Annotated in this window: 15 protein-coding genes; 7 read left to right on the top strand and 8 right to left on the bottom strand. The window is 57.3% G+C overall.

What is annotated here, in order from left to right:
* The first annotated feature begins 313 nt into the window (after positions 1-313).
* The 6 genes from VM163_08780 (at position 314) to VM163_08755 (ending at position 5,805) form a co-directional block, all read left to right on the top strand.
* A complete protein-coding gene (locus tag VM163_08780; GenBank protein ID HUT03968.1) occupies positions 314-775 on the top strand; it encodes a dTDP-4-dehydrorhamnose 3,5-epimerase family protein in 462 nt (153 codons plus the stop codon).
* Entirely contained in the window at positions 775-1,794 is a 1,020-nt protein-coding gene (gene rfbB, locus VM163_08775; protein HUT03967.1) for a dTDP-glucose 4,6-dehydratase, read from the top strand. Before VM163_08780 ends, rfbB begins: the two co-directional genes overlap by 1 nt.
* Before the next feature lie 34 nt (positions 1,795-1,828).
* Positions 1,829-2,836 carry a phosphate acetyltransferase gene (pta, locus tag VM163_08770; GenBank protein HUT03966.1) on the top strand — a complete coding sequence of 336 codons (1,008 nt, stop codon included), beginning with the start codon at positions 1,829-1,831 and terminating at the stop codon, positions 2,834-2,836.
* Between the two features lie 265 nt (positions 2,837-3,101).
* Positions 3,102-3,272 carry a hypothetical protein gene (locus VM163_08765; GenBank protein HUT03965.1) on the top strand — a complete coding sequence of 57 codons (171 nt, stop codon included), beginning with the start codon at positions 3,102-3,104 and terminating at the stop codon, positions 3,270-3,272.
* Positions 3,273-4,625 (top strand): FAD-dependent oxidoreductase, encoded by a 1,353-nt coding sequence (locus tag VM163_08760; protein ID HUT03964.1) that lies wholly within the window; start codon positions 3,273-3,275, stop codon positions 4,623-4,625.
* Between the two features lie 64 nt (positions 4,626-4,689).
* On the top strand, positions 4,690-5,805 hold the full coding sequence (locus VM163_08755; protein ID HUT03963.1) for an MraY family glycosyltransferase: 1,116 nt from the start codon (positions 4,690-4,692) through the stop codon (positions 5,803-5,805).
* A gap of 55 nt (positions 5,806-5,860) precedes the next feature.
* Here VM163_08755 and VM163_08750 read toward each other — a convergent pair whose 3' ends face one another.
* Both VM163_08750 and VM163_08745 read right to left on the bottom strand, forming a co-directional pair.
* Positions 5,861-7,756, bottom strand: a complete 1,896-nt coding sequence (locus VM163_08750) for a tetratricopeptide repeat protein (GenBank protein HUT03962.1) — start codon at positions 7,754-7,756, stop codon at positions 5,861-5,863.
* Positions 7,757-8,118: 362 nt separating this feature from the next.
* Positions 8,119-10,152 (bottom strand): right-handed parallel beta-helix repeat-containing protein, encoded by a 2,034-nt coding sequence (locus tag VM163_08745; protein HUT03961.1) that lies wholly within the window; start codon positions 10,150-10,152, stop codon positions 8,119-8,121.
* 289 nt (positions 10,153-10,441) lie between these two features.
* Here VM163_08745 and VM163_08740 point away from each other — a divergent pair, with 289 nt between their 5' ends.
* Positions 10,442-11,866 (top strand): PDZ domain-containing protein, encoded by a 1,425-nt coding sequence (locus tag VM163_08740; GenBank protein ID HUT03960.1) that lies wholly within the window; start codon positions 10,442-10,444, stop codon positions 11,864-11,866.
* A gap of 42 nt (positions 11,867-11,908) precedes the next feature.
* On the opposite strand, the gene VM163_08735 is transcribed toward VM163_08740, so the two are convergent.
* The 6 genes from VM163_08735 to VM163_08710 form a co-directional block, all read right to left on the bottom strand.
* Positions 11,909-12,466, bottom strand: a complete 558-nt coding sequence (locus VM163_08735) for a BMC domain-containing protein (GenBank protein ID HUT03959.1) — start codon at positions 12,464-12,466, stop codon at positions 11,909-11,911.
* A 3-nt stretch (positions 12,467-12,469) separates the two neighbouring features.
* The gene (locus VM163_08730; GenBank protein HUT03958.1) at positions 12,470-14,791 is read right to left on the bottom strand and encodes a DEAD/DEAH box helicase; all 2,322 of its coding nucleotides are present in this window, start codon (positions 14,789-14,791) and stop codon (positions 12,470-12,472) included.
* 90 nt (positions 14,792-14,881) lie between these two features.
* Positions 14,882-16,033: a geranylgeranyl reductase family protein gene (locus VM163_08725; protein HUT03957.1), complete on the bottom strand. Its 1,152-nt coding sequence runs from the start codon at positions 16,031-16,033 to the stop codon at positions 14,882-14,884.
* Positions 16,033-16,902 carry a PHP domain-containing protein gene (locus VM163_08720; protein HUT03956.1) on the bottom strand — a complete coding sequence of 290 codons (870 nt, stop codon included), beginning with the start codon at positions 16,900-16,902 and terminating at the stop codon, positions 16,033-16,035. The genes VM163_08725 and VM163_08720 overlap by 1 nt, the downstream gene beginning before the upstream one ends.
* Entirely contained in the window at positions 16,889-17,950 is a 1,062-nt protein-coding gene (locus VM163_08715; GenBank protein HUT03955.1) for a deoxyguanosinetriphosphate triphosphohydrolase, read from the bottom strand. The genes VM163_08720 and VM163_08715 overlap by 14 nt, the downstream gene beginning before the upstream one ends.
* A gap of 167 nt (positions 17,951-18,117) precedes the next feature.
* Positions 18,118-19,086 carry a glycosyltransferase family 2 protein gene (locus tag VM163_08710; protein ID HUT03954.1) on the bottom strand — a complete coding sequence of 323 codons (969 nt, stop codon included), beginning with the start codon at positions 19,084-19,086 and terminating at the stop codon, positions 18,118-18,120.
* Positions 19,087-19,240 lie beyond the last annotated feature (154 nt).

Genomic DNA, 19,240 nt, shown 5'->3' with positions numbered 1-19,240 from the left:
TGTTGAAGGATGCCTGGCCCTGGATGTAGGGGCGGTTCACGTCCCGCCCGACCTCAGCGCCACAACATATTGTGGGTGATTCGTGAATCGCCCCTACAAAAAACACGCCTGGCCCCTTCATTGGACAACCTCCGAAGATGGGGGCTAGGGCAATGATAGTCTCTCGCATCGCCACCGCTTGCGCCGTGCGATGAGGCCGCCCTGGGTCGGGGAGCGCCCCTTCCTCTCACAAAGACTGTTTGACAATAGCGTGTCGTGTTGCGAATCTTCTGTGCTACTGTATTTGGGCACAGATAAAGATATGGAGGTCATTGTGATCGATGGCGTTAAGGTTAAGAAGTTGAAGGTGATGCCCGACGAGCGAGGGCGGCTGATGGAGATACTCAGGAGTGATGATGGCGAGGAGTTTTTTGCGAACTTCGGCCAGGCATACATGACCACAGGCTATCCGGGCGTCGTGAAGGCCTGGCACTACCACAAACATCAGAGCGATCACTTCGCGGCGGTTTCAGGGATGATGAAGGTGGTGCTATACGACGATCGTGAGGATTCGCCCACAAAAGGAGAGATCAATGAGTTCTTCATGGGTGAGCACAACCCGATTCTGCTTGTCATCCCACGGGGCGTGTATCATGGATTCATGTGCATCAGCGAGAAGGAGGGCATCATAATTAACATCCCTGACAAGGTGTATAACTATGAGAACCCGGACGAATACCGCCTGCCGGCGCACGGCTCCAAGATACCTTACGACTGGGCGAGAAAGGACCGATAATGTCTCAAGAAGGCTTGAAGCTGCTGGTAACCGGCGGCGCTGGGTTCATCGGCTCGAACTTCATCCGCTACATAATGTCTAATCATCCGGATTGGTATGTGTGCAACCTGGACAAGCTGACATACGCCGGCAATCTCGAGAACGTAAGCGACGTCGAAGGCCAGCCCAACTACCGCTTCGTGAAGGGCGATGTCGCTGACAGGGCGCTGGTCGATCCGCTGGTCAAATGGGCGGATATAATCGTGCACTTCGCGGCCGAGACGCACGTCGATAGGTCCGTAATGGACGCCGGCGACTTCGTCACCACTGACGTGTTCGGGACATTTGTCCTTCTCGACTGCGCCAAGGTCCACGGCCTTCAGAAATTCATCCACATCTCAACCGACGAGGTCTATGGCGAGGCGCACGGCAGGCCGTGCCTGGAGAGCGACCCGCTGATGCCCAAGAGCCCTTATGCGGCGTCGAAAGCCGGCGCGGACAGGCTAGCGTATTCCTACTGGGCGACGCACAAGGTCCCCGTCTTGGTCTCGCGCTGTTCTAACAACTATGGCCCGTTCCAGCTGCCGGAGAAAATGGTTCCGCTGTTTACGACTAACGCCATCGAGGACAGGCCGCTGCCGGTCTATGGCACTGGCCAAAACAAGCGAGACTGGATACACGTGCTGGACCATTGCCGCGCTCTGGAGCTTCTAATACTTAAGGCCGACTGCTTCGGCGAGGTGTTCAACGTGAGCTCGGGGCATGAGGTTACGATTCTTCAGATGTGCGACCACATACTCAAAGCGCTCAGCAAGCCGAAGGAGCTCATCGAGTTCGTCGTTGACAGGCCAGGGCACGTCCTTAGGCACGCGGTCAACAGCGACAAGTTGCGGAATATGTTCAATTGGGCGCCGAAGGTCGAGTTCGAGGATGGGATTAGGGAGACGGTTCTGTGGTATGAGAGTCACCCTGAGTGGTGGCGGAAGATCAAGCAGCGCCTCGCTAGATATTACGAGAAGCAGTACGTTGAGAGAAGATAGCGTTGTTTATGTATGAATACTTAGGAGGACACAGATGGATTTGGTTGAACAGCTGAAAAGGCGAGCACGCGCGAGGAAGATGCAGATCGTTCTCGGCGAGGGGCCTGACCCGCGAATGGTCGAGGCGGCCGCTACTCTTGTCAAGGAGGAGATATGCGGCGTTACAATCCTCGGCCCGAAGGACGAGATATTGGCCGAGGCCCGGAAGCAGAACCTGAACTTCAGCGGGGTCGAGATATTTGATTTTATGAAGAGCGACAAGATCGAGGATTTCGGGAACGCGCTCTATGAGATTCGGAAGGCCAAGGGCATGACGCCTGATGAGGCGAGAGGTCTTCTGACGAGTGCTGAGCTTGGCAGCCTTTACTTCGGCGCGATGATGATCAGGAAGGGCATGGCGGACGGAATGGTAACCGGCGCATGTCACAGCACAGGCAGCGTCCTGAGAGCCGCAATCCATGTGGTTGGCACACGGGCGGGCTGCAAGGTGGTCTCGAGCTCCATGATCATGGTGGTGCCCAAATCCTCGTGCGGCGAGGACAAGATACTCATCTTCTCTGACCCGGCGTTTGTGCCTGACCCCACAGCAGAGCAGCTGGCGGACATAGCCGTCTCCTCGGCGAGCACATACAAGGCTCTCATCGGCGTCGAACCAGTGGTCGCGATGCTCTCCTTCTCAACCAAGGGAAGCGCCAAGCATCCAACGGTCGATAAGGTCATCGAGGCGACGAAGCTCGCTCAGGAGAAGGCGCCAGACCTTGCCATCGACGGCGAGCTTCAGGCTGACGCCGCCATTGTCGAGAAAGTCGGAGCCAAGAAGGCGCCCGGCAGCACGGTCGCTGGCCACGCCAACGTCCTCATCTTCCCCGATCTCAACGCAGCTAACATCAGTTACAAACTGGTTCAGCGCCTCGGCGGCGCGGAGGCGTTCGGCCCGATTGCGCAGGGGCTGGGTGCACCGGTGAACGATCTCTCGCGGGGCTGTTCAGCAAACGATATTGTCGTTCTGGCCGCGATCACATCTTTGCTGGCGCAGAGCTAGAAAAAAACCGACGGATTAGCCGGCGCCTCGGACGTCTTCGAAGTTACTTGAATGAGCTCTCTCCCAAGGGAGACTCCCAAGGGAGAGAGCAGATTCAGACTAAACTGGCCGTTTAGACACCGTTTTTGCTTGTTCTGATAGAATGGCAGCGTGTGAGATTTAGACAACACCCCAAAATGATCTGCTGACACGCCCGGAAAACCTGATACAGTTAGCCCCGAGTATGAGCGCTATTGACGCAAGACAGAAGTGAAGAGGTTCGACAGTGAAGAAACTCCTCTATATCAAAGACTCACAGCAATTCTGGAAAGTCTTCAGTGAGGAGAGAGACAAAGTAAGGAAGCAGCTGTCTAGGCTTCCTTTTGCCGAGAAAATCGAAATAATGTCGAAGATGCGCGAGGCATTTCGCCGCCCACCTGCAAACAAGGACGAATAGTTGAGCAAAAAGATCGTAATCGTTGGCGCGGGGCCGACGGGCATCGGCGCCGCCTACCGGCTCAACGAGCTGGGCCACGAGAGCTGGGACATCTACGAGCAGAACGGTTACCTAGGCGGCCTGGCGGCGTCTTTCACGGATGACAAGGGCTTCGTCTGGGACGTCGGCGGCCACGTTGTGTTCTCCCACTACGACTACTTCGACCGCTACGTTGACAGCGTTCTGGGCGACGATTACCTCTCTCACGAGCGGCGAAGCTTCATAAGAATCTACGACAAGTGGGTTCCATATCCGTTCCAGAACAACATCCGCTACCTGCCGAAAGAAATCGTCCTCGAGTGCCTAGTCGGCCTGTTCGAGGCGTCCCGAGACAGCCATCGTTCCTCTAACTTCCGTGAATGGATCGACGCAGTCTTCGGAAGAGGCATTGCGAGGCATTTCATGGTCCCCTACAACAACATGGCCTGGAAGTTTCCGTTGGAGAGAATGTCGAAAGACTGGATAGCGGAGCGCGTCAGCGTCATCGATTTCGAGAGGGTACTTGGCAACGTTGTCCTTCAGAAAGACGATGTGGGCTGGGGTCCCAACAGCAAGTTCAGGTTCCCACTGAATGGCGGCACCGGGGCCATGTTCGAGGGCTACCGACAGCACGTCAAAGAACACCTCCATTTGAACCATCGCCTCATCGCTCTGGACCTCAACTCGAGGACGCTCGAGTTTGAAAACGGCGTGCGAACCACTTTTGACGCCCTGCTGACCAGCGTACCTCTGGACGAGCTCGCAGCGATTACTCGAGTCGCGCCTGACGCTGTGCGGGACGCCGCCTCAAGGCTCGGGACCACCGCGGGTGTCATGGTCGGTCTGGGCTTCCGGAACCCATGTCCAAGCGACAAGTGCTGGATGTATTTTCCGGAGGACAATTCACCCTTCTACCGCGTTACCTATTTCTCAAACTACTCCCCGAACAACGTCCCCGATGCAGACCACCACTCCCTCGTCTGCGAGGTCTCCTGCCAACCACACGAGCTCGATAATGTCGCTCGCAGCGCCGTTGAAAGCGCGCTCGATGGGCTCATCGCCGCCGGCCTCATTGCGACTCAAGATGTTGACGGCCTAGTCAGCACAAAAGTCATCAAACTGAGCCACTCCTATCCCGTCCCGACGCTTGACAGGAACCAGAATCTCAGGACGGTGCTCGAGTTCCTTGAATCACACAATATCCTGTCGAGGGGCAGATTTGGCGGCTGGCGCTACGAGATAGGCAACACCGATCACTCGTTTATGCAGGGCAAGGAGGCCATCGACAGGATCCTTCTTGGCAGGCCGGAGCAAGTCTGGACCGAGCTCCAATGAACAGGACATATCCTGATTCTGCTTCTGAACCCACCGACTCGAAAGCGTATCGAGGGACATGCTAATGACCCTCTTACTGACATACGCAGCGGTCTTTGCGACCGGCGTCGCCGTCTCTCTCGTGCTCACGCCCATTGTCAGGGCGCTGGCGAGGCGCATTGGCGCCATGGACTTTCCTAGCCATAGAAAGGTCCATTCAAAACCTATCCCGTCGCTCGGCGGCATCGCGATAATCGCCGCGTTTGGCATCTCGGCGCTGCTCGGCCTTCAGCTGTGCCCTGATCCCAGCAACGCGCTCGCACGCAAGCTGACCGGCATGTTCATCGGATGCCTCATCGTGATGGGTGTGGGCATCTACGACGACATCAAGGGTTTGCGACCTACCTTGAAACTCGTGGGGCAGATTATCGCATCAATCGTGCTCATTCTCTACGGGTTCGGCATAGAGAAGTTCACCTCTCCGCTTTCGCAGACCGGCTCAATCGCCGTCCCCGCTGCCGTCGGAGTGATGCTCACCGTGCTTTGGGTTGTCGGTTTGACTAACTCGGTGAACCTAATCGATGGACTCGACGGTCTCGCAGCGGGCGTCGTCTTCATAGCGTCGCTGACTTTGATGTCCGTTACAATTTACAGGGGTGATTATCAGATCGGCTTGCTCTCCGTCGCGGTCGCAGGCGCCGTCCTCGGCTTCCTCAAATTCAACTTCTTTCCCGCAAGCATCTTCATGGGCGATACGGGAAGTATGTGCCTCGGCTTCATCTTTGCGGCCATGTCCCTGCTCGGAGCGTCCAAGAGCACCGTCGCTGTCGCCCTGCTCGTCCCAATCACCTCAATGGCGGTTCCGCTGATGGACACGGGACTCGCCTTTCTCAGAAGGCTCTTTCGCGGAACTCACCCCTTCAAGGCCGACCGCGAGCACCTACATCACAGGCTCCTTACGCTTGGCCTCTCCCAGCGACAGGCCGTTGTCCTTATCTACTTTGTCTCAGCATACCTCGGCGTTATCGCTTTCATAACGGTTCTCATTCCGTTCAAATACAGTTTTTTAATCCTCATCATTCTTGCAATGGGCCTCATCCTAGCGCTGAAGACGCTTGCCTACCTTGAGAAACATGTCGCCGCGGTCCGGGACAACTCACCAAAAGAATCGGCGGAGCACCCTTCTAGTGGGGCGTTCTGATAATAGCATAGGATTCATGTGAGTGCGATTTCGTGCATCTTGTAGCGCCAGCGAGTTACTCCCGACCCTTGCGCCTCGCCAGTTCCAGGACCTTTATTCTGGCGTTCCGAACGCTCCCGCTGCGCTCTGGAGGCGCATATCGAACAAACAGCTTATAGGCCCGAATAGCCTGATCAATTTCCCCGATCGCCTCATAAACCGTGGCCATGTTGAAGTAGGCATCAGCGAACGTCGGGTTCAACTCTACCGCACATCCGTAGTCCTCGAGCGATTCCTTCACTTGCCCCAGAGCGGCCCTGGCGAACCCTCGATTGTTGTATGCCTCGCTGCACTGAGGGTTAAGCTCGATTGCCCTGCCGCAGTCTGAGACCGTCGCCGCAAACTCCCCCTTCTCCAGATGACACGAGCCACGCAGCTGGAACGCCTCCCAACTGCCCGGGCTGATCTCGATAGCCTTGTCGCAACTCCTGATCGCCTCGTCGTTGAGGCGCAGCGAGGCGCAGGCCTGGGCACGGCCCATGTAACACTGGTCACATTGGGGATCGATCTGTATCGCAACGTTGTAATCCGCGACGGCGCGTTTGAACTTTCCCTGTGTGAAATAGACGAACCCTCGCCTGAGATACGCTTCTGAGCAAGTTGGTTCGGCGGCTATTGCGCTCGTGTAATCCGCGATTGCAGCCCCAAACATTTCCCGGTCCTCGTAAAGGGGCCCGCGGGCCAGAAAAAAGTCCGCTCTGTGCGGGTCAAGCGCGATCGCCCCGGCGTAGTCGGCGAGTGCCTTGTCAAGGAGGGCGTGCGCATAATGAAGCTTGGCCCGGTGAAAGAACGCCTCCGCGTAGCCCGGCTTGAGCGCTATCGCCTTGTCGTAATCCGCAAGCGCCTCTTTGTATTGGCCCATCTCAGCATAAACGTTGCCTCTGGCGTCGTAAGCGTGGGCGCTTTCGGCATCGAGCTCGATCGCTTTATTGGCATCGAGGAGACCGGCGTCGAACTTCCCGATCGCTGCGAGACTCTCTGCCCTGTGAATGCGCGCGCTGACGAGGTCCGGCTTTAAGTCAATTGCCTTATCATAGTCGGCTATGGCCTTCTCGTGGTGGCCAAGACCGGCATAGGCGTAGCCCCTCGTGTCTAGGGCGTCAGGGTCCTGCGGATCGAGCTCTATCGCCTTGCTGGCGTCAACCAGCGCGTCCTCGAACTTGCCCGACAGGCACATCGCCCAGGCGCTACCCATGTATGCCGTCGCACGCTGCGGGTCTATCGAGATTATCCTGGAGTAGTCAGCAATGGCGTCGTCCAGTTGACCTGTACTAGTGTAGGCCAAACCCCGATTATCAAGCGCTGTCAGGTATTGGGGGTCGATCTGAAGGGCGCTGGAGTAGTCTCTGATCTCATGCTCAAAATCACCCTTCTTGTGATAGGCCACACCTCGATTCAAAAAGGCCTTCGCACTACGAGGCTTAAGCTCTATCGCCTCATCGTAATCCGCAATCGCCTCGTCATATCGCTCCATGCGTCTTAAGGCGTTTGCCCGTGCCTGGTAGGCGTGAAACGAATCGGGCTTGAGTTCAATCGCCCTGGTCAGATCGGCAATAGATTTGCCATACTCTCCTTTCTTGCGATATGCGACGCCTCGGTTGATGAGACAATCCACGTCCGAAGGATCGATCTCGAGAGCTTTCGAGAGGTCCGCTATGGCAAGGTCATACTCCTTCTTCTCCATCAAGTAGAGTGTGCCCCGCATCCGATATGCTGTCTTGTGCTCAGGATTCAGCTCTATTGCCTTGCTGTAATACCGGATAGCATCGTCGATACGACCTTTGCTCTCGGCGGACATCCCCTTCTTCCACTGGCTATCGGCCATCCTTGCTGCGCAACCCAATAAGACCCCAACGAGAGCAATCGCAACGATCGCCGCCAAAGCCGTGTGCCTCCTCATAACGCTTGTCATCTCCGCCTCCCTTTTATTTACTCCGCTGCACTCTGCCCAAACCACTCATGTCCCTGCCTCAACCTTATCATATCGCCCCCTGCTCAACTGTGCAAACCAGGTCGCAAGCAAGGATGAAGGCGGAAGGATGAAGGATGAAATCAGCCGTAGGTTGTAAGTTGCAGGTGTATTGCCCCCCTGCCGCCTCTTCGTCCCCTTGACCGGTGAGGCTGTCCAATAAAGGAGCCAGGCGTGTTTTTTGTAGGGGCGATTCACGAATCGCCCACAATCTGTTGTGGCGCTGAGGTCGGGCGGTTCGTGAACCGCCCCTACATCCAGGGTCAGGCATCCTTCAACACAGGGATTCTTCCATGCAGATGCACTTATAGGACAGCCTCCTGTGTCAGGGCCAACTGCCAACTGCCAACTGCCAACTGCGTTAAGGGAGGATAATGGTAGCCCATATCCACGATCCCCGTGTCGGGCGTGCCGTCCGCCTGGGTGGTCCGGTCAGAAAGGCCCGCGGCGCTAACCGATATGCGCCCGGCGTCTATGCACAGACTATCCGGGTGCAAATAGTATTTCCCCAGGGGACCTGTAACGAACATCGGGTCGTCGTGGATGTTACCCTCGCCCGCATCCTCGCCCTCAATGCAGCAGTAGGTTGCCGAGCAGTCATAAAGGTCGTCACCGTTGCCCCAGATGATGCAGTCGAAGATGACCGGCGCACTGTAGTGCTCGCAGCATATCCCGCCGCCCCAAGAGGCCGAGTTGCTAATGATCGTGTTGTTTTCAATCCTCGGCGAACTTTTATAGCAGTATATTCCACCACCATCGTCGTCGGCAGTGTTGCCCGTGATTGTGTTGTTTGAGATACTCGGCGAACATTTATAGCAGTATATCCCGCCGCCGAACCAGTTGGCACTGTTGCCTGTGATTGTGTTGTTCTCAATCATCGGCGAACTGTTCTCGTAGCAGAATATCCCGCCGCCGCGGTAGGCACTGTTATCCGTGATTGTGTTGTTCTCAATCATCGGCGAACTGTACCAATAGCAGGCTATCCCGCCGCCGCGGTCGGCACTATTGCCCGTGATCGTATTGTTTGAGATAGTCGGCGAATCGTTCTCGCAGCATATCCCGCCGCCGCAGTAAGCACTGTTGTCCGTGATTATGTTGTTTTCAATCGTCGGCGAACTGTTAGAGCAGTATATCCCGCCGCCCCAGAGGTTGGCACTGTTACCTGTGATCGTGTTGTTCTTGATGGTCGGCGAACCGCCCTCGCAGTATATCCCGCCGCCATAGGTGTAGGAGCCGCTGGTTCTGTTGCCCGTGATCGTATTGTTCTTGATGGTCGGCGAACTTCCGTAGCAGTATATCCCGCCGCCGTCGCCGGCCGAAACAGTGTTGCCCGAAACCGTGTTGTTCTCGATCATCGGTGAACCACCCCAGCAGCATATCCCGCCGCCGGTGTAGTCGGCCGAGTTGCCCGAGATCGTGTTGTTTGAGATGATGGGCGAACTGTCCGAGCAGTAAATCCCCCCGCCGCCGGTGTCAGTAGTGTTGTTTGAGATCGTGCTGTTTGCGATCGTCGGCGAACTCTTATAGCAGAATATCCCGCCGCCACTCCAATCCGGGTATGAACTGCCATTAGCATTGCCACCAGTTATTGTGACATTCTCTATGGTGAGGTTGTTTGCACCATCGCAGTAGATGACGTGGTAGGCCGAGCCCTCCGCGTCCAGAGTCGTGGTGCTAGGGCCATCACCTGTAAGGGATACATGACTACTCATGTTGAGGGGGAACGTCTCGCCATTGGTTGAGGTGGCATAGGTGCCATGGACGATATGAATCGTCACGGGATTGTCCTCGGAGCCCTCAACCGACGCCAGGGCGTGGGCTATCGTTTTCCAGGGAGAGCCGAACGATCCCTTGCTGGAGTCGTCACCTGTCGAGCCGTTGACATAGTAATGCGATCCTGTCGCATTCACTGTGAACGGGGTCAGGCTGGCCGTGCTCACATAGGTGAATGTGCCTGGGTAGGTTAAGAGCGCAGCAAAGGCATAATCGCCTGCATCTCCTACAGGTGGTACTTCGCACGGCAGGTTGAAGGTCCAAAACGGGGTAGTTCCCATCTCGAACCAGGCGGGCACGTAGATATCCGGGACCCACGGCTCGATGAGATGCCTCCAGCCATCGTATTGCGTGGACCAGATGTCCCCGTCTGGCAAGATGATTCCCACATATAGGTCAACGGCCATCCCTTCACCGTCATTCTCAGCCGAAAGGCTCACCTCAATCGTGTCGCCGGACTGATACGTGTCGGCGTCCGTGTAGATCGTGATTGTAGGGGCCGCGGTCGCTGCCAACGGCAGCAAGGTAAAGGCCGCAAGGATGACACATACAAATGCTGTTCTCATGTCCCGCTCCCTTTTCTGGGGTTAGCGTTATCTGCGCTGTGCCCTATAATTGAAGCGCAGCAATACCCAGAAAACCAACCCAGAGAAGAATAACACGGAACCGCCCGATTCTCAAACGGCCATTGGGGTTTGGTCACACTCTGTCATGTCCGGCTGTCTATGGGGAGGTAGCACTTGAAACGAGAGCTCGGATTCGGATACAATGATTTTTTGAAATGCGCCGCGAGAGTTTACATGAGGCTATGATTTAAGGTGTCATTTTGAACAACATTCTGAGGGAGGCTAGCTCATGAGAAGGGGATCACTTGTTCTGTTGGCGTTGATTGTCATTGCTGGTGCCCTGTGTGCCTGCTCCGGAACACATCTTCAGAAAGCGCAGTTGTCGGGCGCTACGGCGAAGTCCGTGGAACGGGAGATTCACGTGGAGAGGCTGCTTGAGGGCAGCCAGGCGCAGAGGCTCGGCATCGCACCGGGAGATGTTATCGTTGAGTACGACGGCAAGAGGGTTGAGACGCCGGCTGAGCTGAGAGAGGCGATTGCTGCGGCATCCGAGCCGGAGATCAAGCTCGTCATTAGGCGTGGAGAGAAGCTGATAGACATGACGGTGCAGCCCGGCAAACTGGGTGTTTATCTGAAAGTGATAGCGCGAGTTCACAGAATGCCTGATGCGAAGGTCATCGAGGGTATCGAGCCGCTGTCCTGGGAAAGCGGTGAGCTGATCAGCTTCGTGGCATGTGTTCGGCGGGTCCTGGCCCATTATGGCGAGCAATATGACTACAAGTATCTGATGGGTATCTCAGGCACGGCTTTCAGGATACAGTTTTTCGACAACTGGTGCCCGAGCTCGCCGGACCCGGGCTGCGGCTTCGACTGTGCGGAGGTTCTGCTTCGCACGCTTGGCCGTGGAAGTGAAAACTATTTCATGAAGACGGCATTTCAGAATATGCCAAACGCTCTGGACGAGGCGCAGATGAGGCAGAAGACCATCGAGAGCATAGACAAGGGCTTGCCGGTCGTCGCCATCGATATCGTGAACGTGCCCGAATGGGGCGTCATAACCGGCTATCAGAACAACAAGCAGGACTTCTTCTGCCGCTCCTACTTCGACTACGGAATGACGGACTACAACATAGTAGAAAAGACCCCCTGGATTGCCATGACGATTGGCGAGAAGGGCGAGTCGCTCTCCGGCGAGGCTGCGGTGCGGCAGTCGTTGGCTGTCGCATACAAGGTGGGCACCACGGAGACGTTCGACGGATACTTCGCAGGTCCTGCGGCGCTTAAGGCATGGATAGCGGCGATTGAGAACGAGGCCTCGTTTGCGACTATCTCGGCCAAGACGCCGGCTGAGGACGACCGTTGTTCGACCAATGCTTGGATATACGAAACCTTTGAGGCGAACAGGGCGGTTGCGTCCGATTTTCTCAAGACCTATGCAGATGTGTTTGGCAAGATGCGCGACGCGACATTGCAGCTGGCGGGAATCTACGACAAGCAGGTTGAGCTCTTGAAGTCAGGCGAAGAGAATGTGGTCTTGCCCTTCGCGGGCGATATGAGGCCGTGGACACAGGAGCTTCGGAGCAAGGAGGCGGCCACGCTGAAGGAGGTTCTGACGCTCGAGAACGAGGCGATCGAGCTCATCGGCACCATCATGGAGGTCTGCGAGATTCCGCCATACGAGGACGAAGGCGGAAGGATGAAGGCGGAAGGATGAACGGGCGAGTGTAGGACGGCCTTCCCAGGCTGTCCGCTAGTCCTAGAGCAGGGCGTCCCTCAGGTCTTCGTGGGGCGACGGGATGACGACGCTCTTGACCAGCAGCCCTTGCTCGCTCGGGTGAGCAGAACCAGCCGCAACGGCCGCCTGAACGGCCGCGACCTCGCCCGTCAGGACGACGAATGACTTGCCCCCGATGCCGTTCGCAAGCCGAACCTCGATCAGCTCGACGTCAGCCGCCTTTGCGGCGAGGTCCGCAGCAACGATCGACGAGGCGGCCGAGAAAGTCTCGATGACGCCAACCGCGTTCACCACTTGGACGTCGGTCGCCGCCGCGATGGCCGGGATGACAGAGGGATGAATGTTGGGGATGATGAGATGGTCCACAACGTTCTCGCCGCCGCACTCGCGGCCGGCCTTAACTGACGCACGCACGGCATCGACGCTTCCATAGACCAGCACGATGTATTTGCCGGGGCAGATGGTCGATGCTCGCAAAAGGTCCACAAAAGCTGCCTTCAGCATCGCATCGCCGGTCTGGATGCCGATAGCGATGCTGTTGAGTTCGACCAGTCCGATACTTGTGGGTCGTTTGTGCAAAGGCTAGCTGCTCCTCGTTTGTAACATGAGTTCAAGCAATCGTCTCGTGGCGTCCTTTCGCGGCGCCGTTACGTGGCCAGAGAGGACGCCCATGGCCAGTCGCTCGGTGCCCGCAGTCCCAACGCAAGAGGGACAGCCAGTTGCACAGGGGCATCCGCAGACCACCTTGTGGCACATTGACAGCACGTCCTCGATACTATCCGCGACTCTCTCGGCGAAGCCCAGGCCGCCCTCGAACCTGTCGAAAACGAAGACCGACTGCGCCTCGAGATTGTCGCTGTCCAGCACGACCCCAATGTCGTGCCGGTCGCACATCGCGAGAAGAGGGGCAACAACGCCGATGAGGTTTTTGAGCCCCACCAGACCACCCAGGGCAGACAGACCCTCGAGCGAAAGCGCGTCCCTAGCCTCGTGTGAGATCATAACGTAGGCCGCCATTGTGTCAAGGACAACCGCGTCGAGCGCCAGCTCCTTTGTGCCGAGAATGGCGCCGGTCGAGAAGCGCCGCTTGGCGTAGCCTGCGGTCCTGGAGGTTACGTTGACGGAACACTGCCCGGCCCTGAAGCCCGCGAAATCACGCTGCTCTAGCATCTTCGTAATCCTGATTGAATGGCTCATTATCGGCGTGGTGTAGTACGAGACGTCCACCCTCTCAACTGTAACCGAAGCCCTATCGTAATCGAGGTGAGTTACGCGGAACGTCTCGCCATCGTGGATGTAAATCGCCTCGGGATGCGCGATGAACGGCACGCTCGCGGCGTCTATCTCACCGATGACGTCCCCTCGGTGCTGGCTATCCCAGACTTGTATGACAAGCTTGTCACCGGTAACGGTTCTCAGACTCACGTCGAGAAATGGTTGTTCATCGCTTGACCAATACCACATCTGGCCTATCTGCTTGAGGCGGCCCTCGTCCTGCAATATCTTAACAATCGCCAAGAAAAGCGGGCCGAAATAGGCCTCATCCTCGATGGTGAGAGGTCGCTCGACGGCGGCGCAGCTTATGTGCTGCGACAAGATATAGGGGTTGTCAGGGTCAATCACCGCCTTCTCTGGGCTTTTTTCAAAGATGTAGTCGGGATTGTTTGCAATGTATTGATCGACGGGATCCGGCCCCGCGACGAGCATCACGAGGCTTTCCGATTGCTGCCTTCCTGCTCGTCCCGCCTGCTGCCATGTGGCCGCAATTGTGCCCGGATAGCCGACCATCACGCACGCGTCCAGAGAGCCTATATCAATGCCAAGCTGGAGCGCTGTGGTGCTGATGACTGCCAGAATCTTCCGCTCGGCAAGGCTCTTTTCGATCTGGCGACGCTCCTGAGCGAGGTAGCCTCCACGATAGGGCTTGACGCGGCTCGCGAGTTCTTCCTTTCTCTCTATCAAGTCTTCCTTGATGTTCTTGCAGAGCACCTCCGCACCCATCCTGGTTCTCGTGAAGGCTATCGTCTGGATGTCTGAGCTGACCAGGCCCGCTATGAGCCGTCGAGCCTGACCCATCATGTCAGACCTTGAAACGCTGTCAGCTTCTTCTAGTGGCGGATTCCAGATTACGAAGTGTTTGGCGCTCTGAGGCGCTGCGTCGTCGTCAACCAGCGTCATCCTCCGTCCCGTTATGCGCTCGGCAAGCTCGACTGGATTGCCGATAGTGGCCGAGCAGCAGATGAACTGTGGCCTTGCCCTGACAGAATCGCAGACCCTCTTGAGGCGCCGCAAGACGTTGGCCACGTTTGAGCCGAATATCCCTCGGTATGTGTGTATTTCATCGAGCACGACGAAGCTGAGGTTGGCAAAGAGCTGCACCCACCTTGAGTGATGCGGCAATATGCCTACGTGGAGCATGTCTGGGTTTGTGATGAGGATGTTCGCGCGCTCGCGGACCTTCCTGCGCCAATAGCTGTTGGTGTCGCCATCATATACGCCGCTAAAGACCCGCTCGGCCAGCCCAGGCTGCAACCAAAGCCGCTTGAGAACAGCCTGCTGGTCGTTGGAAAGAGCCTTGGTGGGGAACATATAGATGGCCGTGCGACTCGGCTCCGCTAGCAGCGACTCTAAGACCGGAAGGTTGTAGCAGAGCGATTTGCCGCTCGCAGTCCGCGACACGACCACTATGTCTGCCCCGCTTCTTGCCAGACTAAGTGCCTTTACCTGGTGAGCATATAGTCGCTCGATCCCAATCGTCGAGAGCGCCGCGCGGAGCTCCTCCCCAAGGGGCGGCCTAACGTCGGCATAACGCGCCGCCCGCGGTGGGACCTCACGCATCTCCGCGACGCAGCGGCTCTCGTCCGGCGAGGCAAGTATTGTCTCGAGAAGAGACCTAATGCTCATCAGTGGCCGTCAAGTGAAAGTCTGGCGGGCGGACTGGGTCATGAGTTGCCAACCGCATCTCGGAGAGAACCCACGCATCGGCGCTCGACATCACCGGAGACGGACCAGCTGCTTCAGCATGTCTGCTATCAGCGATCTATACGGTATTTCGTTTTGCGCTAGCTTGCCCAGCAAGTCGCGGTTGTGTGCGAGCTTCGAGACGCCCTTGAAGACCAGCTCGGGACACTTGTAGGCGAACCTCCCGAACCAGAGCGCTCTCCTAAGCTCCGGTAATACTTCCTGCTTCAAGAGGCCAAAGTAGGCAGAATGCAGGTGGCGATATGACCTGCTGCGTTTCCTTGTGCTCAGGATAGCTGACGCGGCGAGCTGCCCGCTTCTGATTGCCCAGCTCAGACCCTCGCCGACAAAGGAGTCAATGAGCCCGGCCGCGTCGCCCGCGAGAATGCAGCCGCCATTTCCCAGCGCATGCTCTCCAGTCCAGAAGGGGACCACAGAGCCGCCACGGAAACGCACGTCGAATCCCCCAGAGAGCGCCTCATCCTCGGCCACGTAGGACAGAATCCTGCTCTTGGGGTCGCTCACGCGACATCTTGACGTTACAAGCCCCACCGAGAACCGCTTGCCCCGAGGGAATATCCATACGTATCCGTCCCTCACCACACCGAAATCGAACTTGATCACGTTCTCGGCGAGCGTGGCCGGCCCGTTCGGTTCCAGCTCGAACATCACCGTTACCCCGTGATGCTTAAGCCGTTTCAGGCCCAAACTCCGCCTGATCACGCTTCTCGCACCGTCGGCCCCGAGCACTGCCCGTGAGCGAAATGTCTCGCCGCCTCCGCACGTCAATTTGGCGTCCGAATCGGCAAAAGTGGCCTTCCTGACCTCGGCGTTATCAATGACGACGCAGCCGGCCTTGCGCGCCTCATGCACAATAATGGAGTCAAAACGCCGCCGGTCCACAATTGAGCCGAAGAGCGTAGTCGATTCCTTGCGCAGTCTCAGGCGGTGATGACCTAAGAGCTCCAGCGCCTCAACGTGGTTCAGAATCGCCGCGGAAACATCGAGGCCCAGGTGCCGCTGGGCACGCCTGCTGAGCCCCCCTGCGCAGAGCTTGAATCGTGGGATGCTCTCCTTCTCCAAAAGCGCAACTTCGACCCCACTGGCCGCAAGGTTCAGGGCACAAGTTGCCCCAGACGGGCCGCCGCCGACTACTAAGACCTCGAATTCATTCGCCAGTCCCACTAGGCCCCTATTGCCTGATGTTTCGCCTTGAGCTCGTCGAGGAACGACATGGGCACGTGCGCGGAGCCCATCTCTTGTGCCTTAACCGAGAGTCCGTGAAAGTCAGACCCGCCGCTCCTGGCGAGCTCATGGTCTGTGGCTATCCCTCCCATCATTGAGCACCTGAGAAGATGTTCCTCCAGGCTCAGCCCGTAGTCTGCGTCAAAACCGCACAGCACCTCAATCGCGCCCAGACCCGCTTTGCACAGCACCGGCAGGAGCTTTTTTAGGAGGGGCTCACGTATGAACACAGGATGCGCGAGCGACGCGATCCCGCCTGCTTCCTTGATAATGCCAATTGCCTCAAAGGGGCTCGGCTTGAGCATCGGGACATAGTAAGGCGTGCCGCGCCTCAGATAATTGTTGAAACCCTCGCTAACTGTAGCCACAACGCCATTCTCGGCAAGAACTCGCGCAATGTGTACCCGGCCCAATGTCCCGCCCTGGGCCACCTTTAGGACTTCGTCCATTGTGATCGGAAGGCCGCCCGCACCAAGCCGCCTCACCATCTCAGCGGCCCGAGCATAACGAGCCGAGCGCTTCGATCTGACGAAGTCCGCCAAGGCCTCGCTTTGAGGATCGATGAAGTAGCCTAGAATGTGAATCGATCTCTCCTGGAAGTAGGAGCCGATCTCTAGCCCGGGGACGACCTCAATGCCCAATTCGCTGCCCTCGCTGATTGCCTCGTCAAGGCCGGCGAGCGTGTCATGGTCGGCTATGGAGACGGCGGCGAGGCGCAGATGCTTTGCCATGCGAACCAGCTCTTTAGGGTGGTGGATGCCGTCGGAGGCCGTCGAGTGCAGGTGCAGGTCAATCTCAGGCAAGAACACCCTTGCTCTCTCCTCTTGCCCAGGAATGCGGAAGGAATATCTCTTGATAGCAGGCGATAGCATAGTCGTCAGTCATGCCCGCCAGGTAATCGCAGACCACCTGGTTTCGATTGTCGGGCCTCTGTCCGCAGGCAGGGACTGGGACCTTATCGGGGTGCTCAAGATAGTAGGCGTAAAGCTGTTTGAGGACGTATTTGGCCTTCTCAAACTCAGCAACCGACGCAGGATTGCTATAGACCTCGCGATGCAAGAACGCCCGAAACTCCTCGGTAGCGCGGCGGACCTCATCGCTCATGGCGACGAAGTCCATGTTGACGTCGCCGGTTGCAGTGATGACGTCTTTTACCATTGTGCCTATTCTGCCGGAATGGGTCGTTCCGAGAACGGACGTGATCTCGCCGGGTATCGAGCGTTGCGTGAGAATCCCCGCCCGGACAGCGTCGTCGATGTCGTGATTGACGTAGGCTATGATGTCTGAGATGCGGACAATCTGGCCTTCCAACGTGGATGGGAGGTCGCTGCGGTCGCTTGGCATGAGCTCCTTCATGCCCTTTGAATGCTTGGCAATGCCGTCCCGGACCTCGAACGTGAGGTTCAGCCCCCTGCCATCCTTCTCAAGGACATCAACGACACGAAGCGATTGCACCGGATGGCTGAAGCCGCCCGGATGCACCTCCTCCAGCGCAGCCTCGCCGGAATGACCAAACGGCGTGTGGCCGAGGTCGTGCCCCATCGCTATCGCCTCCACTAAGTCCTCGTTGAGCCGAAGTGCCCTAGCGATTGTCCGGGCTATCTGCCCAACTTCCAGCGTGTGCGTCAACCTCGTTCGATAGTGGTCATCCTGGGGCTTTAGGAAAACTTGCGTCTTGCGCTTGAGCCGCCGGAACGACTTGCTGTGGATGATACGGTCCCTGTCGCGCTGAAAGCAGGTTCTAATAGGGCATTCAGGCTCGTCTCGCTCCCTACCACGGCTCGCCGAACTGAGCACGGCCTTCTCGCACAGAAAGCCCCGCTCTCGCCCCTGGGTCTGTTCCCTAAACGTCGTCATAGCACCCATCTTTAATGCAGCAGCCGCCTCTTGCCTCCTATCCTGTAATATACCACGAACCACGAGCCAGTCACGTCCCCTTCGTCCGCCAGATTGTCCAGACCACGCAGATTGCCCGAACCGCTCAACTGAGACTTAGAGGCCGAAAGGCATCAGGTCTGGCCAGGCTACTCTCCTCGTCCCTTCATCGTTGACAGCGCCTCACGAATCACCGGCCGCCATCTGCGCAGCCGACGGCCAAGCTCAGCTCGCGACAGCTGGCCGATCGCTAGGGTCAGAATCTCCAGAGCTAGATGAGAAAGCGTGGTCAGCAAGACGGCTGCGCGGACAGTGATGTTTGCCGCAACGCGCTTGTGCTTGGAGTAGTAGCGCATCATGCTTATTCGCTTTGCGATGGCGGCGCCCAGAAGGTTTGATCTTGTGCTCGCCCCGACCTCGTGGATGGCCTGGGCCTCTGGAACAAACATGGTCCAGAAGCCCGCATCGTGCGCCCGCTTACAGAAGTCCTTTTCCTCGTAAAACAGGAAGAACCTCTCGTCCAGGCCGCCCAATATCTCCCAAACGCTGCGCCTCACCAGCATACACGCCCCAACGATAGTGTCCACGCGACGGCGCCTAAGATGCGGATCAAACTGGCCGAACCTGCTCGCTAGCAGGCTGCCGAACGCCCATCGAAACGGCCTCGACGTCAGGAGCGGTTTCAGTCTCAGTAGGAAGGCGAGCTCCTGAAACACGGTCGGGAAGCGAAACGCGGACGGCAAGAGCTCGCCATCGAGGCTCGCCAGTCTTGGTCCGACAATACCAATATGCTCATCTGAGTGAATTGCGGACTGAAGTTTACTGACCGCATCAGTTCTAAGCTGCGCGTCGGGATTGACGAGCATTATCAGGTCGGCGTCAGCTTCAGCTGTACCTTGATTGCAGGCTGCTGCGAAGCCGCGGTTTGTGTCGTTTAGGATCAACGTCAGGCTGGTCTTGGTCTTCCTGATCTGCTCGACCGTGTTGTCCCGGGACGCGTTGTCAATCACAACTATCTGCCGTCGGGATATTCCCTGCGAGGTGATCGAGCTGAGACAGCGCTCGATACTTTGCCCGGAGTTGAACGTTACGATCACGAACGCGACACTATCTCCCACGGGCTACCTGCTTCCGATGTTGGGGTTTAACTGAATGGACCCAGAGCAGAAAACAATGTCTCTTATTGAGCTGCATTTTAGCCTGTCAGAAGAGCTCGCACCTATTACAGCCTCGCTCGAACGCACAGCCAGAATATCCTCATATAGCCCTTCA

This window comes from bacterium, assembly GCA_035527515.1.
In the GTDB taxonomy this organism is placed as follows: Bacteria; B130-G9; B130-G9; order B130-G9; family B130-G9; genus B130-G9.
This window is presented reverse-complemented; position numbering and strand designations above follow the sequence as displayed.